The sequence below is a fragment of the Mycobacterium sp. RTGN6 genome (genome assembly GCF_033804605.1).
Lineage (GTDB): Bacteria > Actinomycetota > Actinomycetes > Mycobacteriales > Mycobacteriaceae > Mycobacterium.
This window is the reverse complement of record NZ_JAPZKZ010000003.1, coordinates 16,946-33,016: the sequence shown is the minus strand read 5'-3', so window position 1 is coordinate 33,016 and position 16,071 is coordinate 16,946. Positions and strand designations below refer to the sequence as shown.

Annotated in this window: 19 protein-coding genes; 7 read left to right on the top strand and 12 right to left on the bottom strand. The window is 64.8% G+C overall.

Translation table 11 applies throughout. The annotated features are described in order from the left end of the window. The first annotated feature begins 3 nt into the window (after positions 1 to 3). Together SLQ33_RS08155 and SLQ33_RS08150 are read left to right on the top strand one after the other, a co-directional pair. On the top strand, positions 4 to 1,128 hold the full coding sequence (locus tag SLQ33_RS08155) for an acyl-CoA dehydrogenase family protein (protein WP_319453319.1): 1,125 nt from the start codon (positions 4 to 6) through the stop codon (positions 1,126 to 1,128). A gap of 43 nt (positions 1,129 to 1,171) precedes the next feature. After that, on the top strand, positions 1,172 to 2,080 hold the full coding sequence (locus tag SLQ33_RS08150) for a TIGR03619 family F420-dependent LLM class oxidoreductase (protein ID WP_319453318.1): 909 nt from the start codon (positions 1,172 to 1,174) through the stop codon (positions 2,078 to 2,080). On the opposite strand, the gene SLQ33_RS08145 is transcribed toward SLQ33_RS08150, so the two are convergent. Continuing rightward, the gene (locus tag SLQ33_RS08145) at positions 2,067 to 2,513 is read right to left on the bottom strand and encodes a nuclear transport factor 2 family protein (RefSeq protein ID WP_319453317.1); all 447 of its coding nucleotides are present in this window, start codon (positions 2,511 to 2,513) and stop codon (positions 2,067 to 2,069) included. The genes SLQ33_RS08150 and SLQ33_RS08145 overlap by 14 nt on opposite strands. A gap of 52 nt (positions 2,514 to 2,565) precedes the next feature. Between SLQ33_RS08145 and SLQ33_RS08140 the strand changes: the two genes are divergently transcribed. The 3 genes from SLQ33_RS08140 to SLQ33_RS08130 are packed head-to-tail and all read left to right on the top strand — an operon-like array spanning position 2,566 to position 5,221. Then, positions 2,566 to 3,192 (top strand): cysteine hydrolase, encoded by a 627-nt coding sequence (locus tag SLQ33_RS08140; protein ID WP_319453316.1) that lies wholly within the window; start codon positions 2,566 to 2,568, stop codon positions 3,190 to 3,192. After that, positions 3,192 to 4,304: a diacylglycerol kinase gene (locus tag SLQ33_RS08135; RefSeq protein WP_319453816.1), complete on the top strand. Its 1,113-nt coding sequence runs from the start codon at positions 3,192 to 3,194 to the stop codon at positions 4,302 to 4,304. The genes SLQ33_RS08140 and SLQ33_RS08135 overlap by 1 nt, the downstream gene beginning before the upstream one ends. 11 nt (positions 4,305 to 4,315) lie before the next feature. After that, positions 4,316 to 5,221 carry a TIGR03619 family F420-dependent LLM class oxidoreductase gene (locus SLQ33_RS08130; protein WP_319453315.1) on the top strand — a complete coding sequence of 302 codons (906 nt, stop codon included), beginning with the start codon at positions 4,316 to 4,318 and terminating at the stop codon, positions 5,219 to 5,221. Here the strand turns inward: SLQ33_RS08130 and SLQ33_RS08125 are convergent. Next, complete coding sequence (locus tag SLQ33_RS08125) at positions 5,200 to 5,766, bottom strand: nuclear transport factor 2 family protein (protein ID WP_319453314.1); 567 nt, start codon at positions 5,764 to 5,766, stop codon at positions 5,200 to 5,202. The two genes, SLQ33_RS08130 and SLQ33_RS08125, sit on opposite strands and share 22 nt — an antisense overlap. Before the next feature lie 114 nt (positions 5,767 to 5,880). Here SLQ33_RS08125 and SLQ33_RS08120 point away from each other — a divergent pair, with 114 nt between their 5' ends. Together SLQ33_RS08120 and SLQ33_RS08115 are read left to right on the top strand one after the other, a co-directional pair. Further along, the gene (locus SLQ33_RS08120) at positions 5,881 to 7,077 is read left to right on the top strand and encodes an amidohydrolase family protein (RefSeq protein ID WP_319453313.1); all 1,197 of its coding nucleotides are present in this window, start codon (positions 5,881 to 5,883) and stop codon (positions 7,075 to 7,077) included. An 86-nt stretch (positions 7,078 to 7,163) separates the two neighbouring features. Beyond that, complete coding sequence (locus SLQ33_RS08115) at positions 7,164 to 7,601, top strand: MaoC family dehydratase (RefSeq protein ID WP_319453815.1); 438 nt, start codon at positions 7,164 to 7,166, stop codon at positions 7,599 to 7,601. A 23-nt stretch (positions 7,602 to 7,624) separates the two neighbouring features. Here the strand turns inward: SLQ33_RS08115 and SLQ33_RS08110 are convergent, their stop codons facing one another. The 10 genes from SLQ33_RS08110 to SLQ33_RS08065 all read right to left on the bottom strand — a co-directional run bounded on the left by SLQ33_RS08110 (position 7,625) and on the right by SLQ33_RS08065 (position 15,843). Beyond that, positions 7,625 to 7,816 carry a ferredoxin gene (locus tag SLQ33_RS08110; protein ID WP_319453312.1) on the bottom strand — a complete coding sequence of 64 codons (192 nt, stop codon included), beginning with the start codon at positions 7,814 to 7,816 and terminating at the stop codon, positions 7,625 to 7,627. Positions 7,817 to 7,994: 178 nt separating this feature from the next. Then, positions 7,995 to 8,813 (bottom strand): mycofactocin-coupled SDR family oxidoreductase, encoded by an 819-nt coding sequence (locus tag SLQ33_RS08105; protein ID WP_319453311.1) that lies wholly within the window; start codon positions 8,811 to 8,813, stop codon positions 7,995 to 7,997. 156 nt (positions 8,814 to 8,969) lie between these two features. Continuing rightward, positions 8,970 to 9,602 carry a helix-turn-helix domain-containing protein gene (locus SLQ33_RS08100; RefSeq protein ID WP_319453310.1) on the bottom strand — a complete coding sequence of 211 codons (633 nt, stop codon included), beginning with the start codon at positions 9,600 to 9,602 and terminating at the stop codon, positions 8,970 to 8,972. 121 nt (positions 9,603 to 9,723) lie between these two features. Further along, positions 9,724 to 10,896 (bottom strand): lipid-transfer protein, encoded by a 1,173-nt coding sequence (locus SLQ33_RS08095; RefSeq protein WP_319453309.1) that lies wholly within the window; start codon positions 10,894 to 10,896, stop codon positions 9,724 to 9,726. After that, entirely contained in the window at positions 10,893 to 11,339 is a 447-nt protein-coding gene (locus tag SLQ33_RS08090; RefSeq protein WP_319453308.1) for a MaoC family dehydratase, read from the bottom strand. Before SLQ33_RS08090 ends, SLQ33_RS08095 begins: the two co-directional genes overlap by 4 nt. Continuing rightward, positions 11,336 to 12,463 (bottom strand): acyl-CoA dehydrogenase family protein, encoded by a 1,128-nt coding sequence (locus SLQ33_RS08085; RefSeq protein ID WP_319453307.1) that lies wholly within the window; start codon positions 12,461 to 12,463, stop codon positions 11,336 to 11,338. The genes SLQ33_RS08090 and SLQ33_RS08085 overlap by 4 nt, the downstream gene beginning before the upstream one ends. Positions 12,464 to 12,491: 28 nt before the next feature. Continuing rightward, positions 12,492 to 12,890, bottom strand: coding sequence for a Zn-ribbon domain-containing OB-fold protein (locus SLQ33_RS08080; RefSeq protein WP_319453306.1), 399 nt, complete (start codon positions 12,888 to 12,890; stop codon positions 12,492 to 12,494). Continuing rightward, positions 12,890 to 13,438, bottom strand: coding sequence for a MaoC family dehydratase N-terminal domain-containing protein (locus SLQ33_RS08075; RefSeq protein ID WP_319453305.1), 549 nt, complete (start codon positions 13,436 to 13,438; stop codon positions 12,890 to 12,892). Before SLQ33_RS08075 ends, SLQ33_RS08080 begins: the two co-directional genes overlap by 1 nt. Continuing rightward, a complete protein-coding gene (locus SLQ33_RS08070; RefSeq protein WP_319453304.1) occupies positions 13,438 to 14,676 on the bottom strand; it encodes an acyl-CoA dehydrogenase family protein in 1,239 nt (412 codons plus the stop codon). The genes SLQ33_RS08075 and SLQ33_RS08070 overlap by 1 nt, the downstream gene beginning before the upstream one ends. Positions 14,677 to 14,679: 3 nt before the next feature. Further along, a complete protein-coding gene (locus SLQ33_RS08065; protein WP_319453814.1) occupies positions 14,680 to 15,843 on the bottom strand; it encodes a cytochrome P450 in 1,164 nt (387 codons plus the stop codon). Between the last annotated feature and the right edge of the window lie 228 nt (positions 15,844 to 16,071).

The window sequence follows — 16,071 nt, the reverse complement described above, 5'->3', positions numbered from 1 at the left end:
GGCGTGACAGTTGAAGGTCACCAAGAGCTTCGCGACGGCGTGCGCGACTTCCTCCGCGCGCGATCTCCCAGCAGTGCCGTACGCACGTTGATGGACACCGACGTCGGCTACGACCGCAAGGTCTGGCAGCAGATGGCACGCGAGCTGGGGTTGCACGGCATCCCGATCCCCGAGAAGTTCGGTGGGGCTGGCGGCGGCATGGCCGAGTTGGCCATCGTGTTCGAAGAGATGGGGCGTGCACTGCTGTGCGCACCGTTCTTCTCGACCATTGGGCTGGCCGCTCACGCATTGATGACCAGTGGCGACGACGAGATGATGGCGCGGCTGCTTCCCACCTTCGCGGACGGCTCGACGATTGCGACGTTGATCCTCAACGGTGAGCTCGCGCCGTGGAGCGCGGCCGCCGTCACGCTGACCGCAACCCAGACCGGCCGGACACACCACGTCGACGGCACCGCGGCCATGGTGCTCGACGGCCACGTAGCCGACGTCATCCTGCTCGCCGCCCGCACCGCGGCCGGGATGTCGCTCTTCGCCGTGGACGGTGCGGCCACGGGCCTGCGACGTGTGCGCCAACGCAGCCTCGACCGCACCCGAAAGATTGCCGAACTGCGTTTCGACACCGTCGCAGCCAGGCCGATCGGTACGGACGGTGGCGCCGAACCGGGTTTGCAGAGGACGTCGGACTTGGCCATCATCGCGCTGAGCGCCGAGCAGGTTGGAGGTGCCCAACGATGCCAAGAGATGGCAGTCGACTACGCGAAACATCGTGTGCAGTTCGGTCGCCCCATCGGCAGTTTCCAGGCCGTCAAACATCGCTGCGCCGACATGCTGGTCCGGGTTGAGTCAGCGAGATCGGCCGCGTGGCACGCGGCCGCGGTCGCAGCCAACGCGGACGAGGACGTCGCGACTGCGGCTTCCGTGGCCAAGCTGTGCTGCTCCGGGGCGTTCCTCAGGACGGCAGTCGACAACATGCACGTCCACGGCGGCATCGGCTTCACGTGGGAGCACGATGCGCACCTCTACGTTCGCCGAGCGAAGGCAAGTCAACTCATGTTCGGGAGTCCCACCATGCATGCCGAACGACTCGCCCGACTCATCGATGTCCACCGGGATCAGAAGCTGTGACCGGTATGAGCACCAGTTTCCAACCAACGCAGGGAGCCAACACATGAATCCATCCTTCTCGTTTGAACTGCCCACCCACCGGGTGGAGCACGCGGACGAATTCGTCACGGCCGCAGCCATCGCCGAGGTCACCCGGGAGGCGGAGTCCGCGGGCTTCGCTGCCGTGCACGTGACCGACCACCCTGCTCCCGACGCGAAATGGCTGGATCACGGCGGTCACCACGCCCTCGACCCGTTCGTTGCCCTCTCGTTCGCGGCAGCAGCGACCTCGACCATCAAACTGCTCACCAACATCTACGTGGCCGCCTACCGAAACCCGTTCCTGGGCGCAAAATCGGTACAGAGTCTCGACGTCGTCTCCGGCGGAAGGCTCATACTCGGGACCGCGGCCGGCTACCTGAAGCCCGAATTCGCCGCTCTTGGCATCGATTTCGCTACCAGAGGCGCGTTGCTCGATCAAGCCCTCGACGTTCTCGTCCAAGCGCTGACAGGTGCGGACACCGCCTACGACGGTGTCGACTTCTCGGCACGGGGAGTACGACTCCGACCGCTTCCGGTCTCACGGCCGCACCCGCCGATCTGGATCGGCGGGAACAGCAAGGCCGCCGTGCGGAGAGCCGTCTCGAAGTACCAAGGCTGGGCACCTTTCGCGACGGCCGGCTACGCGAAGAGTTCTCGTACGGCCGAGATCTCCGACGTCGGCGACCTCGAGGCCGCGATCGGCTGGGCTCGCGAGTATGCCCGGGAAATCGGCCGCACCGAACCCCTCGACATCTGCTTCTCGGCGGGGAGCTTGCTCGACGACGGTCTGTCCCTCGACGAGCGCCATGCCACGCTGAGTCGGCTCGTCGACGCCGGCGTCACCTGGCTCACCGTGATGGGCTCGGGCGATGACCGCGCGGAGCTAACCAACGGAATGCGCTCCTTCGCCAAGGAATTCATTCAGAATTAGGGCGCATCAAGCTTCGCGCCGAGTGGCCGTCCACACTGATTCGTCGCGACGAAAACAGCCACCGCCCCGCTCCCGGGATGAGCACGTCACGGTAGCGGCCCCAGTGGTCGACCCCGACGTCGGTGAACACGACGAAATAGCTAGTCACCTCCACGCGGTCCGGGGTCACCGCACTGAACCGGACGCTCGAGACATGGTGCCGAACATGGGTAAGCGGCGTCGAACGCACGGGTGGAGAACCACCCAGCTGCGTACCGAGTCCGGCGGCGATTGCGGCTGGTCCAACCATCGGCTCACTGCCGGGGAACTCAAGGGCACCTTCTGGCGCAAAGCATGCGGCCAGGTCATCCAGCCGAAATCGGTCGGTTCCCGCCGTGTAGTCGGCCAACGTCTGCCGCACCGACTCTCGAACCACTAGTTCCCAATTATCCATTTGGCCCCATTCCTTGACATCTACGTTCCCGGAAACGATAACGTCTATTCTCATGCCCGCACCCACACTCGCCGAGCTTCTCGATCCGGCCACCACCGCCCTCGTCACCCAGGAATGCCAGGGCGGTGTCATCGGCCCGAACGCCGGCCTGGCCCTACTGGCCAACGAGGCTCGCCGCGAAGCGATTCCCAACATCGGCAAGCTGCTTAAAGCCGCCCGCGCCGCCGACGTCACCGTCGTGCACTGCCTGATCCAGCGCCGTCCCGACGGCCGCGGATCCAACACCAACGCCCGGCTTTTCGCGTCCGGCAAGTCATTCGGCGTGGACATGACACCGGGTAGCGAGGGCGGCTCGGTGCTTCCGGAGTTCGGGCCAGAACCCAGCGACCTGGTGCTCACCCGCACCCACGGGGTTGGCCCCATGACGGGCACCGACCTCGACACCGTGCTGCGCAACCTCGGCATCACCACCATCGTGGGAGTCGGCGTCTCGGTCAACATCGCGATGCAGAACTTCGTCATGGACGCAGTGAACCGCTCCTACCAGTTCGTCCTGCCCCGCGACGCCGTTGCCGGCTATCCACGCGAGTACGCCGAAACCGTCATCGACAACACCCTGGCCCTGCTGGCCACCGTCACCACCAGCGACGACATCATCGCCACCTGGAACGCACCGTGATCGCCGATACCGCACCCGATTCCGTTCGCACGCACTCCACCGACCGCCGATTCAGGGTCGTGCAATGGGGCACCGGACCGGTGGGCGCGGCGGCGCTGCGTGGCGTCGCTCGTCGACCCGATCTCGACCTCGTCGGCGTCTGGGTGTCCAGTTCGGCCAAGGAGGGCAGGGACGCCGGTGAACTCGCCGAGCTGGACACCCCGCTCGGCGTCGCCGCGACCCAGGACGCCGGCCGGCTACTCGCACTGGCACCCGATGCGATCCTGTACAACGCCCGGGCCGACGAACGACCGATGGAGGCCATCGACGACATCTGCGGCTTCCTCGCAGCGGGCATCAACGTGCTTGCCAGCGGCCCGACGCTGCTGCAATACCCCTACGGTGCGGTTCCCGAGGAGATGATCGCGCAACTGCAGGACGCGGGCGTCGCGGGCAACGCGTCGCTGTGGGTCAACGGGATTGACCCGGGGTTCGCCAACGACGTCCTGCCGCTCCTGCTGACCGGGGTGTGCACCCGGATCGACTCCATCCGTTGTCTGGAACTTCTCGATTACTCCACGTACGGCAACCGCGAGATGATGTTCGACATGATGGGCTTCGGCCGGCCCCTCGACGACGTCCCCACGATGTTGACGCCGGGCATGCTCTCGATGGCCCTCGCAGTCACCGTCCGCCAGCTGGCCGCCGCCCTGGGGTTGGAGCTCGACGAAGTGACCGAGCACCACGACCGTCGGCCGGCGATCAACGATCTCGAGGTGGCGGTCGGCACCATCAAAACCGGCACGACCGCAGCCATCCGCTTCGGGGTGGACGGGCGCATCGGCGATCGGGTGGTGTTCAGCCTGGAACACGTGACCCGACTGCACCCCGATCTTGCGCCCGAGTGGCCGATGCCCGCCGGGCCCGGCTCGTACCGGGTCGAGGTGCGCGGTGATCCGGACCTCGACCTCGATCTGCGGCTCAGCGGACCCGACGGCAACCCGGTCACCGCCGGGTTCTCGCTCACCGCGATGAGATTGGTCAACGCGGTGCCCGCGGTGTGCGCGGCGCGTCCGGGCATCATCACCGCGATCGACTTGCCACTGTTGGTCGGTCGGGGGCTGGTCAGCTGACGGCAGGCGGCATGGAGATCGGGCTGGTGCTGCCCCACACCGGCCCGTCAGCCACGCCATCCTTCATGCGCGATTTCGCCCAGGCCGCGGAAGCGGGTGGAATCGACGGGCTTTGGGCCGTCGACCATCTGGTGCTGCCCCATCACAGCGAGTCGAGCTACGTCCTGTCACGCACACCAGGACCGGTTGCCGACGGCTGGCTCAGTGCCAACCTCGCACCCAACTACGAAATGATGACGACACTGGCTTGGGTTGCCGCCCACACCAACACGATTGGCCTCGGCACCTCCGTTGCCGTGCTGCCGATCCGCAACGCCGTGGCGAATGCCCGACAGCTCGCCACCCTGGACGTGCTCTGCGACGGCCGGCTGACCTACGGCGTCGGCATCGGATGGCTGCGGGAGGAGGCCGAAGCCATGGGAATGCCTTGGGAGCGGCGAGCTCAGCGCAGCGAGGAACACATCGCGTTGATGCGTACGCTCTGGTGTGCGCAGGGCCCACTGGTGGAATTCCATGGCCGGTACCACGACTTGCCGCCGATGGACCCGCAGCCACAACCGGTCCAACGGCCCATCCCAATCCTGGTCGGTGGCCACTCCGATGCCGCGCTGGACCGGGCTGCGCGCATCGGCGACGGCTGGATCGCCGCACCGATGTCACCCACGCGCCTGGCCGAGCGGATCGCGACGCTGCACACGGCTGCGGAAAGGCATGGCCGACACGCGAATGCACTGCGCATCGTGGCGTCCACCCGCGCGCAGCTTGATGGCTCGCTCGGCGATCTCATGCGCTCGTATCACGAACTGGGCGTCCATCATCTACAGGTGCTGCTGCCAGCGAGCGATCAGACCCGCGCCTTGACCGACATCGGACGCATCGTCGAAGCGCGGGCGGATCACGGATTCGCAGACAATTGACCAGGCAGGTCCGCCGCGCCGGCGTCCCAGAACGCCTGCCAGCTAGGCATCCGCTGCGGCATGAGTTCGCGCAGTGTGACATTGGGCGGCCACCTTACGAACTCAGGGCCCGGGCGCTCGGTCACATCGACTGAGTACCAGGGATGTTCGCGCCGACGCACGAAGTACCACTGTCCCTCGCGACGCTCGTAGACGTCGTCGTATCGCATGACGATGACATACCACCCGTCGCGATCCTCGTGCTCGGCGCGGCAATACACCGAACCGGTGGCATGGTCGGGGTCGAGGAGGTCGATCTGGTGCCCGCAGACCAGGTGGATGCTTCGGTAGAAACGGCGCAGAGCGATGTCGTACCACCCACGCAACGCTTCGCGCCCGCTACCATGCCCACCCGCCCTCACGTCTTCCACGAACAGGCCCACTAGCCCGTCGACGTCTCGGGCATCCAACGCCATTGCATATCTGCTCGGAAGCTGGCCGATTGCATGCAGCGACTCCAACTTGTCGAGCCGCGCTGCGAGAGCCGCCGTTTCGGTGGTCGACATGGGCGCAGTCTAGCCCGCCGCGATGCGAGGTGATAACGTCATTCTCATAAAGGATAATAAGCGATCTCGCTATCCTTACGCAGGAAGAAACACCGCTAGAGAGGACCCACCATCATGTCGCCGCGCTCCCTGGGCTTCCCCGTCTTCGATGCCGACAATCACATGTACGAGACCCGTGATGCGCTCACGAAGTACCTGCCGACCAAGTACAAGGACAAGGTCGGCTACGTAGAGGTCAACGGACGGCCGAGGCTCGTCATCAAAGACCACATCAGCCACATGATTCCCAACCCGACGTTCGAACGGGTGGCGCGCCCCGGCAGCGCGGAAGACTACTTCCTTGGCAAAAACCCCGAAGGTAAGTCGTTTCGCGAATTCATCGGTCAGGCAATGGATGTCGCCCCCGGCTTTCAGTCGCCCGCACCTCGGCTGGAGCTGATGAACGAGCAGGGCATCGACCGCACCGTGATGTATCCGACGCTGGCCAGTCTGATCGAGGAACGCACCACAGACGACGTCCACCTGACCCACGCGGTGATACACGCTCTCAACGAGTGGATGTACGAGCACTGGACCTTCGATTACGAAGGCCGCATCTTTGCCACCCCGGTCATCACTCTGGCCATCGTCGAGGAAGCGATCAAGGAACTGCACTGGTGCCTCGAACGCGGGATGAAGACCTTCCTGATTCGCCCCGCCCCGGTCCCCAGCATCGACGGCAAGTCGCGATCCATGGGACTCCCAGAGTTCGACCCCTTCTGGCAGGCCGTCGTCGACGCGGGGGTGCCCGTGACGATCCACGCCTCTGACAGCGGCTACCAAGCCCACCTGGAGGCGTGGGAAGGTGGCGACGAGTACCTGTCGTTCGGCAAGCCCAGCTCGCTGCGTGAAGTGGTCATGGGTCACCGCGCGATCGAGGACACCCTGGCGGCCATGATCTGCCACGGCGCGCTGTCCCGGTTCCCCGACCTCAAGGTGGCGACCGTAGAGAACGGCAGCTCCTGGGTCGGCCCCCTCCTCGACACCCTCGGCAAGGCCTATGGCGTCATGCCCCAGGTGTTCGACGAGGACCCGGTCGCCGTCTTCAAACGCAACGTCTGGGTCCACCCGTTCCTCGAGGACGATGCCTACGGCATCATCGACATCATGGGAACCGACCATGTGCTGTTCGGGTCGGACTTCCCCCATCCAGAAGGCGTAGGTGACCCGATCAGCTACGTCGACCGTCTCGATCGGCTCTCCGAAGAGGACAAGGCAAAGGTCATGGGCGGCAACCTGGCTGGGTTGCTTGGCGTCGACGTAAACGCGTGACGGTGCCCAGCGATACCACGGAGGGCGCTCTTTCGGACGATGCGGCAGCGCCGACCGTCTACGACGGTATCTCGGCGTTCGCCGCCATGCTCGGGCACCATCTCGGCTACAGCGGCTGGCATACGGTCACTCAGCAACAGATCGACCGGTTCGCCGAGGCCACCGGCGATCATCAGTGGATTCACGTCGACCCCGAAAAGGCCGCGAGCGGTCCGTACGGCCGCACCATCGCGCACGGCTACCTGACCCTGTCCCTGGTCCCGCTGTTGGCCAAGCAGATCTACCAGGTGTCGGGGCTTTCGATGGGAGTGAACTACGGAGTGGACAAACTTCGCTTCCCCGCACCTGTTCCCGTCGATTCGCGCATCCGTGCTGGCGCCGAACTCGTCGCTCTGGAACTCTCCGGCCACCGGGGGCGTGCCACCGTGCGGTTCACCGTCGAGGTCGAAGGCAGCGATCGCCCGGCCTGTGTCCTCGACAGCGTGGCGCTCATGGTCGGCGAGGAGCCAAGCTCCGCTGATTGACGCGAATCGGCTGCGGAGCAACGCTAATCGACGAGTTGGATCGCCTGGCGAGGGCATTGCAGGACGGCGTCGCGCACCTGTGGCGCGTCTCGCTCGGTGACGTCAGGCTGCACGATCCGCAGTTGGTCGTCGTCGCCAAGGTCGAATACCTCGGGGCTGAGGCCCACGCACACCGCGTTGCTCTCGCACAAGGCGAAGTCGACTTCCACCCTCATCGCGACATCCGCGCGCCGTAGTTCTCGTACTTGGCCATCACTCCATGATAATGCCAAGTCACCGATTTGAGAACTATGGTTTCCACGGACTGATACCGCGCTGGCCGACTTCTAAAGAGCTTTGGCCCGTCGGATATTTCAGCGACTCTCACCCACCCGGCGGCGGCTCAACCCGGTGTCAGCGGTTCATCGTGCCCAAGTCCATCGGCAGCTGCGAACCAGTGGTGTAGCGACCGGCATCGGAGACGAGGTAGTGGACGAGCTCGGACACGGCCTCGGGCTCCACGAAGTGGTACGGCAGCGCATTCATGAAGATCGGACCGAGCGTTTCCGGGACGGCCACGATTCTCTCGATCACATCCGTTGCCATCATCATTGGCGTGTTCACGCCATGAGGATGGACCGTGTTGACCCGAATGTCGTACTCTCCAAGCTCGTTGGCCAACGTACGGCACAAGCCGACGACGCCGTGTTTGGCGGCCACATAGTGCCCGGAGAACGGCAGTCCCTTGAGCCCACCCACCGAGCTGGTTAGCACGATGGACCCTCCGTCACCCTGGGCGATCATCGTCGGGATAGCGGCGCGCACCGTATGCCAAACGCCGGTCAGGCAGACGTCGACGACGTCCTGCCACTGCTCTGGCGTCAGCTCCCAAGTCCGCCCCCCACTCAAGATGCCTGCGTTGGCCAGCACGATGTCGATGCGGCCGAAGGCCTCGAGGCCCGCGGCGACGCATGCCTCGACGTCGGCGAGGCTGCGGACGTCGCCGACGGTGGCCACCAGCTCTGAGCCCGCCTGCTCGACAAGCTTTTTGGTCTGCTCGAGGTCGTCCGTGGTGGCCATCCCGTAGGTGACGCTGTCGAAGTCATGGCAGAGGTCCATCCCGAAGATGCGTACGCCCTCGCGCGCGAGACGCAGTGCATGGCTGCGGCCTTGGCCGCGGCCGACACCGGTGATAAAGGCAACCTTGCCCTCCATCGAACGCTGCTGGCTCATCGCTGCCCCACCTTTCGACTCAACGCGCCTTAGGCCCGTATCAGAGTCATCGTTCTCATTACTGAATTCCAATGTTCTCAACTATGAAGGTAACACCGCCAGCAGCAAACATCGAGAGCCATTCGGCTGGTTCCGCGGTGTGGACCCGATCGCGGGTCAGTCGACGAGCGTCCGCCTGGGCCGCGAACGTCCCTCGGCGAACCCTCGCACCACGTATGCACGCATGAACTCCGCGACGGCGGTGGCGTCGCTCATATCGAGGGTCAGCGAGGGTGTAGTGAACAGGGAGATCAACATTCGCGCACACCACTCTCCGGCGGTCTTCACGTCGAGGTCCTTTCGAACCTCACCAGTGAGCTTCGCGGCGGTGATGTACGGCGCGAGGAAGTCGGTGCATTCCTGGAGCAGCACCTCGGCGTTCTTGGTGAGCATGACGCGGACCTCGTCGGCGTCGAAGTACTTTTCGGGCTCGACGATTTGTCGGGCCGTGGTCACGGTCACCGCTGCGCGACTCAGCTTCTCCTCCAGCGTGTCTCCGCGCTCCATTGCTCTGGCCAGCTCGCGGTAGAAGCGCTGCGAAACGGATTCCGCGGTCGCTTCGACGATCGCAGCCTTGTCACGGAAGTACTCGTAGAAGGTGCTTCGTGACACGCCCGCCTCACGAGCGATGTCGACGATGGTGGTCTTGCGCATCCCGTAGTCACGGAAGCACTCGAGTGCGACCTTGACGATGACGTCGCGCGTGTCGGCCGCCACGATCTCGGTCGTCTGGGCATTCACCTCGGCCATCACGGAACGAGGGCTCCCCTGGAAACCGAACCCGCGCTCACGACGCAGTCGGGCACCACGTCGAGCTGCTCGGCGATCATGTCGACAACGATAACTGCGGACGCCAGCACCGGGCACGGCCTCAGTTGGCCGGCGCGAGAATGAGCGCGCTCGTCGGTACTCCGGTGCCGGAGGTCACTAGGGCGTGTTCGACGTCGTGGACCTGGTTGTACGAGGTGCCACGCACTTGCCGTACGCCTTCGATGATCCCGTTCATGCCGTGGATGTAGGCCTCGCCGAGCAGCCCGCCGTTGGTATTGATCGGCAAGGTTCCGCCGAGCGACAGATTCTCGATCGTGGCGAAGTCCTTCGCTTCTCCGCGACCGCAGAAGCCGAGCTCCTCGAGCTGGGCGAACACGAACGGCGTGAAGTGGTCGTAGAGGAACGCCGTCTGGATGTCGGCGGGCTTGAGTCCCGAGTCACGCCACAACTTGTCGGCAACCACGCCCATCTCCGGAAGGCCGGTGATGTCGTCGCGGTAGTAGCTCGTCATGGCCTCACCGTCGTATGCCGCACCCTGCGCCGCCGCGGTGATGACCGCCGGCGGCTGCGGGAGGTCACGGGCACGCTCCGCGCTCGTGACGACAAGCGCAACACCGCCATCGCTCTCCTGGCAACAGTCGAGGAGTCGAAGCACCGGCTCGACGACCCACCGCGAGTTCTGGTGATCCTCGAGGGTGATTGGGCGCTCGTAGAACCAGGCGTTGGGATTTCGAGCGGCATGCGCGCGGTCGACGACGGAAACCACCCCGAAGTCGGCGTTGGTGACGCCGTAGGTCGACATGTAGCGCTGAGCATGGAGGGCCACCCAGCCCGCCGGCGTGTTCAGCCCGAACGGCGCGTATGGCGCAAGCCACAACGGGAGACCCGCCGACGTCCGCCCCGAGCCTCCGCCGAACCGGAAGCCGGAGCGCTCGTTGAACGCCCGATAACAGACGACCACGTCAGCCATACCCGTTGCCACGGCCATGGCGGCCTGCATGATGGTGCCTGCCGCCGCCCCACCTCCATGCGGCACTCGGGTGAAGAACGTGAGGTTCGGAATACCGACGTTGCGCGCTACCGCGATTTCTTCGTTCTCATCGACGGTGAACGTAACCAATCCGTCGACGTCGCTCGCCTTGAGCCCAGCGTCGTCGATGGCAGCCTTCACGGCCTCGCAGGCGAGCTGCAACTCGCTGCGTCCGGACTCCTTGGAGAATTCGGTCTGGCCGATGCCAGCGATGGCGGCGATACCACCCAGCGAGCGGGTCACCCGGCGACTCCGTCGAGAAGGCTCAGTACCGCGGTACCGATGACGTGGTCCCCCAGACTGTTGGTGCCCTTGAACGTGATGTCGACCAAACCCTCGCCGTCCGCTTGGGACTTGCCGGTGACCGTGCCGGTGAAGCGCATTGGATCGTTGGGATAGGACGGGACGCCGAGCCGGATCGACAGCTTCTTGAGCATCGCCTCGGGTCCGGCCCAGTCGGTGAGGAAACGCGTGCACAGTCCGTTGGTGGTCAGGATGTTCATGAAGATGTCTTGCGAGCCCTGCTTGTTGGCGAAGTCGCGATCGTGATGCACCGGCATGTAGTCACGTGAGGCGATGGCGCCGCCGACGATCACGGTTGCGGTCACGGGGATCTCGAGCGGAGTCACGTCGTCACCCACGTCGATGGCGTTCCACTGCAGGGTGGTGCGGGTGGTGGTGGTCATCGTGGAGTCCCTTCCAGGTAGGCGGCACCGAGGTGAGCCAGTTGCTCGGTGGCCGGACCAAGTGCGAGTTCGTGGTGCTTGGACCACAAGAAGTAGCGAGACAGCGGATACGTGATGTCGATGCCCATCCCGCCGTGCACCTGTTGGGCCGACGCGACGACTCGGGCCCCGGCCTCGGACGCCCAGAACTTGGCGATGCGCGCCTCCCGGGCGAAGGGCCGCCCCTGTGCGTGCAACCACGCCGCGTGCCACGTGGTCCACCTGATCGACTCCACGTCGATGTACGCATCCGCCAAACGCTGCTGCACGGCCTGGAACGTCCCGATCGGCCGGCCGAATTGCTCACGGACCGAGGTGTATTCGGCCGCCATCCGCAAGGCGCGTTCGGCGACCCCGAGCTGGACCGCGCAGAGCCCGATCAGGGCACGGGCCTGCAGCGACCGAACCATTTCCGCACCGTCACCGCCATCCGCGAGCCGGTCGTCGGAGGAGACGACTGCGCCGTCGATGATGACGTCGGCATGGGGTTCGAAGTGGGTCGTCGTGACGGGTTGCACCTCGACCCCGGCGGTGGCCGCGTCGAGCAGGAACAGGCCCACCGCACCGTCTTCGGTCGCCGCGGGGATCAGAATCGCATCGGCGAGCTGTGCCGCCGGGACCAGCTCCTTGATCCCGTGGAGGCGCCAGCCGGCGCCGTCGCGTCGCGCGGTCGTCGCGGGAGCGCTGGGGTCGGTGCGCCCGGGCTCGGTCAGGCCTGCGGTGAGCACCCGCGTGCCCGCGATGACGCCGGGGAGGTGCTGCCGCTGCTGGGCGTCGGTTCCATATCGAGCGATCGAGTCGGCTCCCAGCAGAAGCGTCGGATAGGCCGGCACTGGGGCGACGCTCCAGCCCACCTCGGCCAGCAACACGCAAAGTTCGAGGAAGCTGCGGCCGCTGCCGCCAACGGACTCGGGTAGCGCGATCCCGAGCAGGTCGGAGTCGGCGAGTTCCTTCCACAACGCTGCGTCGTAGCGCACGTCGGTGGCTTCGAGTTCGGTGAGCCGCTCCGGGGTGGCTCGGTGCTCGAAGAGCTGGCGTGCCACCGTGGAGATCGCTTCTTGTTCTTCGGTGAAGTTGAAGTCCATGAGTCCTGGTTTCGGTTGACCGGCGCGGTTAGCGGGCGGGACGGAATTGGTGAAGTACGAGGTCGTCGTCGAAGGTCTTGTAGAAGACCTCCACCGACATCCCGACGCTGACGTCGCTAGGTTCGACATCGCAGAGGTTGGACACCAGCCGCACACCTTCGGCCAGTTCCACCAATACGACGATGTACGGATACTCCAAATTGGGCTGCCGGGGATATTGCGGAACCGCATAGCTGTAAACGGTGCCGCGGCCCGAGGATTCGACCGTGTCCCAGTCCAACGAAGTACAGGCAGGACACATCGGGCGGGGCGGGTTGCGTAGCGCGCCGCACTCGCCGCAGCGCTGGATGAGCAGCTTGCCGTCGCGCAGCCCGGCCCAAAAGAACTCGGTGTCCCGGCTGGTCGGCGGCGCGGGTCTGGTGGACATCAGGTGTTCGGCCTGAATCGCAGGAGGCGGAATCGCTGCCGCCCTAGGACCTCGCCGTGTTGGTCGACATAGGTGGTGGCCCACGTGACGAAGTGGCCGATCCCGAGCGCCGTCTTCTTCTCCTCGGAGACGTCGTCGATCACCGTCGTCGAGGTGATGACGTCACCGAGGCGCGGGTAGCGTTCGATCTCGAACTCCGAGTTGGTGGCCACCGACCCCGTGAACCCGGCTTCGTCGATGAACGACAGCGGGTTGGCCGTGATCACGATGGGAATGCCACCGCGCTCGCGGATTCCGGACACTACCGGCTGCGGCATCGTCCAGGTCTGCAGCATCACCGGCGGTGAGACGATCCCGCCAAAGCGGGATTGCTCGGCGAACTCGGGGTCGAGATAGACCGGGTTCATGTCCTCCAACGCGAGCGCCCAATGCCGAATCATCGCCTGATTGACCGGATCCGTTGCTACGGAAGGCTTTCCGTTGCCAGTCGGCATGCCGATCACCGACTTGAGCTTCTCGTGGAAGGCTGCCTTCGTGTCGTCGGTCATCACACCCCAACTTCCGTCTTGACGTTCTCCGCCACCGCCGTGGTGGGTGACGGTGCGGTCGCCCGCAGGTCCCGAGGCGCACGCGGCATCCCCAAGCCGGCCATGGCGATGATGTCTCGCTGGACCTCATTCGCACCGCCGCCGAAAGTGTTGATGACGGCGAGGCGATAGGCGGATTCGAGTTGCCCCTTCAGCGGCGCGTCCTCGCCTCGGCGCGAGCCGTTGCGGTTGAGTACTTCGAGTAACTCGCGCGCCACCTGTTGAGTCAGTTCGGTGCCGAAGACCTTGGCCGCAGAGGCCTCAGCCATGTTGAGCGCACCACCATTGCTCATCGCGGCGTTGACGCGCAGGTTCAACAGCTTGTACGCAGCCACCTGGGCCTCGACCCGCGCCAGCGTGAGTTGAACCCAGGGCTGATCGATGACCCAGCCGTCGTCGAGTTCGGTGGTGGTCGCCCACTCCAAGGTCTTCTCGTACAGCGGCAACAGGGCGCCGAGGTTTCCCAGGGTGGCGCGTTCCAGGTTCAACTGCGCCGTGATGAGGTTCCATCCTTCATTCTCGCCAAGCACGACCGCGCTGGCCGGGACGCGCACGTTGTCGTAGAACGTGTAGTAGGTGGAGACCCCTGGCATCGTGTGCAACGGCTGCCAGGAGAACCCGGGCGACGATGTCGGCACGATGAACAGGGTGATTCCCTTGTGCTTCTTGGCTGTCGGGTCCGTGCGCGCGGCGAGCCAGACGTAGTCGGCGAATTCCGCGCCGCTGGTGAACATCTTCTGGCCGTTGATGACGTACTCGTCCCCGTCGCGCACGGCCGTCGTGCGCAGGGCCGCCAGGTCGCTGCCTGCGGAGGGCTCGGAGTAGCCGATGGCGATCTCCACCGTTCCTTCGAGGATCGCGGGGAGGAACCTCTGCTTCTGCTCGTCGGTGCCGAAGCGCATCAGCGTCGGGCCGACCGTGTTGAGGGTGATCATCGGGAACGGCGCCTTCACCCGACGTGCCTCTTCGATGAAGATGAACTGCTCCATCGCCGAGAAACCCCGGCCGCCATACTCTTTGGGCCAACCAAGGCCGAGCAGATTCTCGGCCCCCAGCGCGCGTACGCATTCCTTGATCGCCGGGCCGCCCTCCATGAGGTCGCTCACCGCTGCACGGCGCTCGGGCGTCATCACCCGCTCCAGCGTTGCGCGGAGCTCCGCGCGCAGTTGGTTCTGTTCGGGCGTGTAATCGAAGTCCATCAGTCAGCCTCCGGTTCCTAGTCGCACGGGCATTCTCTTGACACCAGGCACCATGGTGGCGCGCAGCCGAGTGACGTCACCCACCAACTCGAGCTTCGGATAGCGCTTGAAGAGCTCCTCGAACATGATTCGCGCTTCGATGCGCGCCAATTGAGCACCCAGGCACGAGTGCTCCCCGGTGCCGAACGCAATTTGGGGGTTCGGACTACGGGTCACGTCGAAGGTCTCTGAAGTCGGGCCAAAGACGTCCTCGTCACGGTTGGCGGACCCATAGAGCATGACGACCAGATCTCCCTCCCGGACCAGCTGGCCACGGATCTCGATGTCGCTAGTCGCGGTGCGTGCCATGTGCGTCACTGGGCTGGTCCACCGCAACATCTCTTCGACACCGAGCGGTATCAACGAGGGCTCGTCTATCAGCTTGCGGTGCTGCTCTGGGTGGGCCATCAGCGTGAGCGTGCCCAAGGAAACGAGGTTGCGGGTGGTCTCATTGCCTGCGACGAGCAACAGGAACGAGAAGTGGACGAGGTCCATATCGGAGAGTCGCTCGCCGTCGACCTCGGCGTGGACGAGCACCGAGAGGATGTCGTCCTTCGGCTTGGTACGTCGCTCCGCGATGAGGTTCATGAAGTACTCGTATAGCTGGAGGGACGCCTCCATCGCGTCGAGTTCGATGTCGGGGTCCGCGCTACCCGTCACCGCGTCCGACCAGATCCGGAACTGCGCCCAATCGCTTGTCGGAGCGCCAAGCATCTCGGCGATCAACCGCGTCGGCAGGGGGGCGGCGATCTCCTCGGCGAACTCGTGGGTGGAGTTGGGTTCGACCTCGTCGAGGATGCCGTGCACGATGTCACGGATCTTCTGCTCGAGTTGCTTGACGTGCCGAGCCGTGAACCCGGCGCTGATGAGTTTGCGCAGCTGCCGGTGCCGCGGTGGATCGATGAAGACCAGGTTGCCCTCTTGCACTGCGTTCGGGATCGCCGGATCCGGGATCGTGACGCCCTTGGTCGAGGTGAAGTTGGCGGTGTTCGTCGACGTCGCGCGCACGTCCTCGTACTTCAGTAGTGCCCAGAACTTCTCTTCCTCGTTCCAGCACACGGGCGACGTCGCACGCAGCTCTCGGTACGCCGGATAGGGGTCGCCGGTATAGAAGTCTGGCGAATGCAGCGGGAACTCGGTGCGCACTGGACGGCCTCCATGCCGGACTGTCGACGTGATCGTCGGACATATGTTTGAATATGCACGTTCTCGATCGCGGATTGAGCAATTATCAATCTGTCTACTCGGATGAGAGTATCCGTGTCAACAGGCTGTTTACCAATGCTTTTGGATCACGACGCAGTTGACGACCGCAGCGCGACCGGTGTACACACAAAGCCAATATGTCCGACTCAA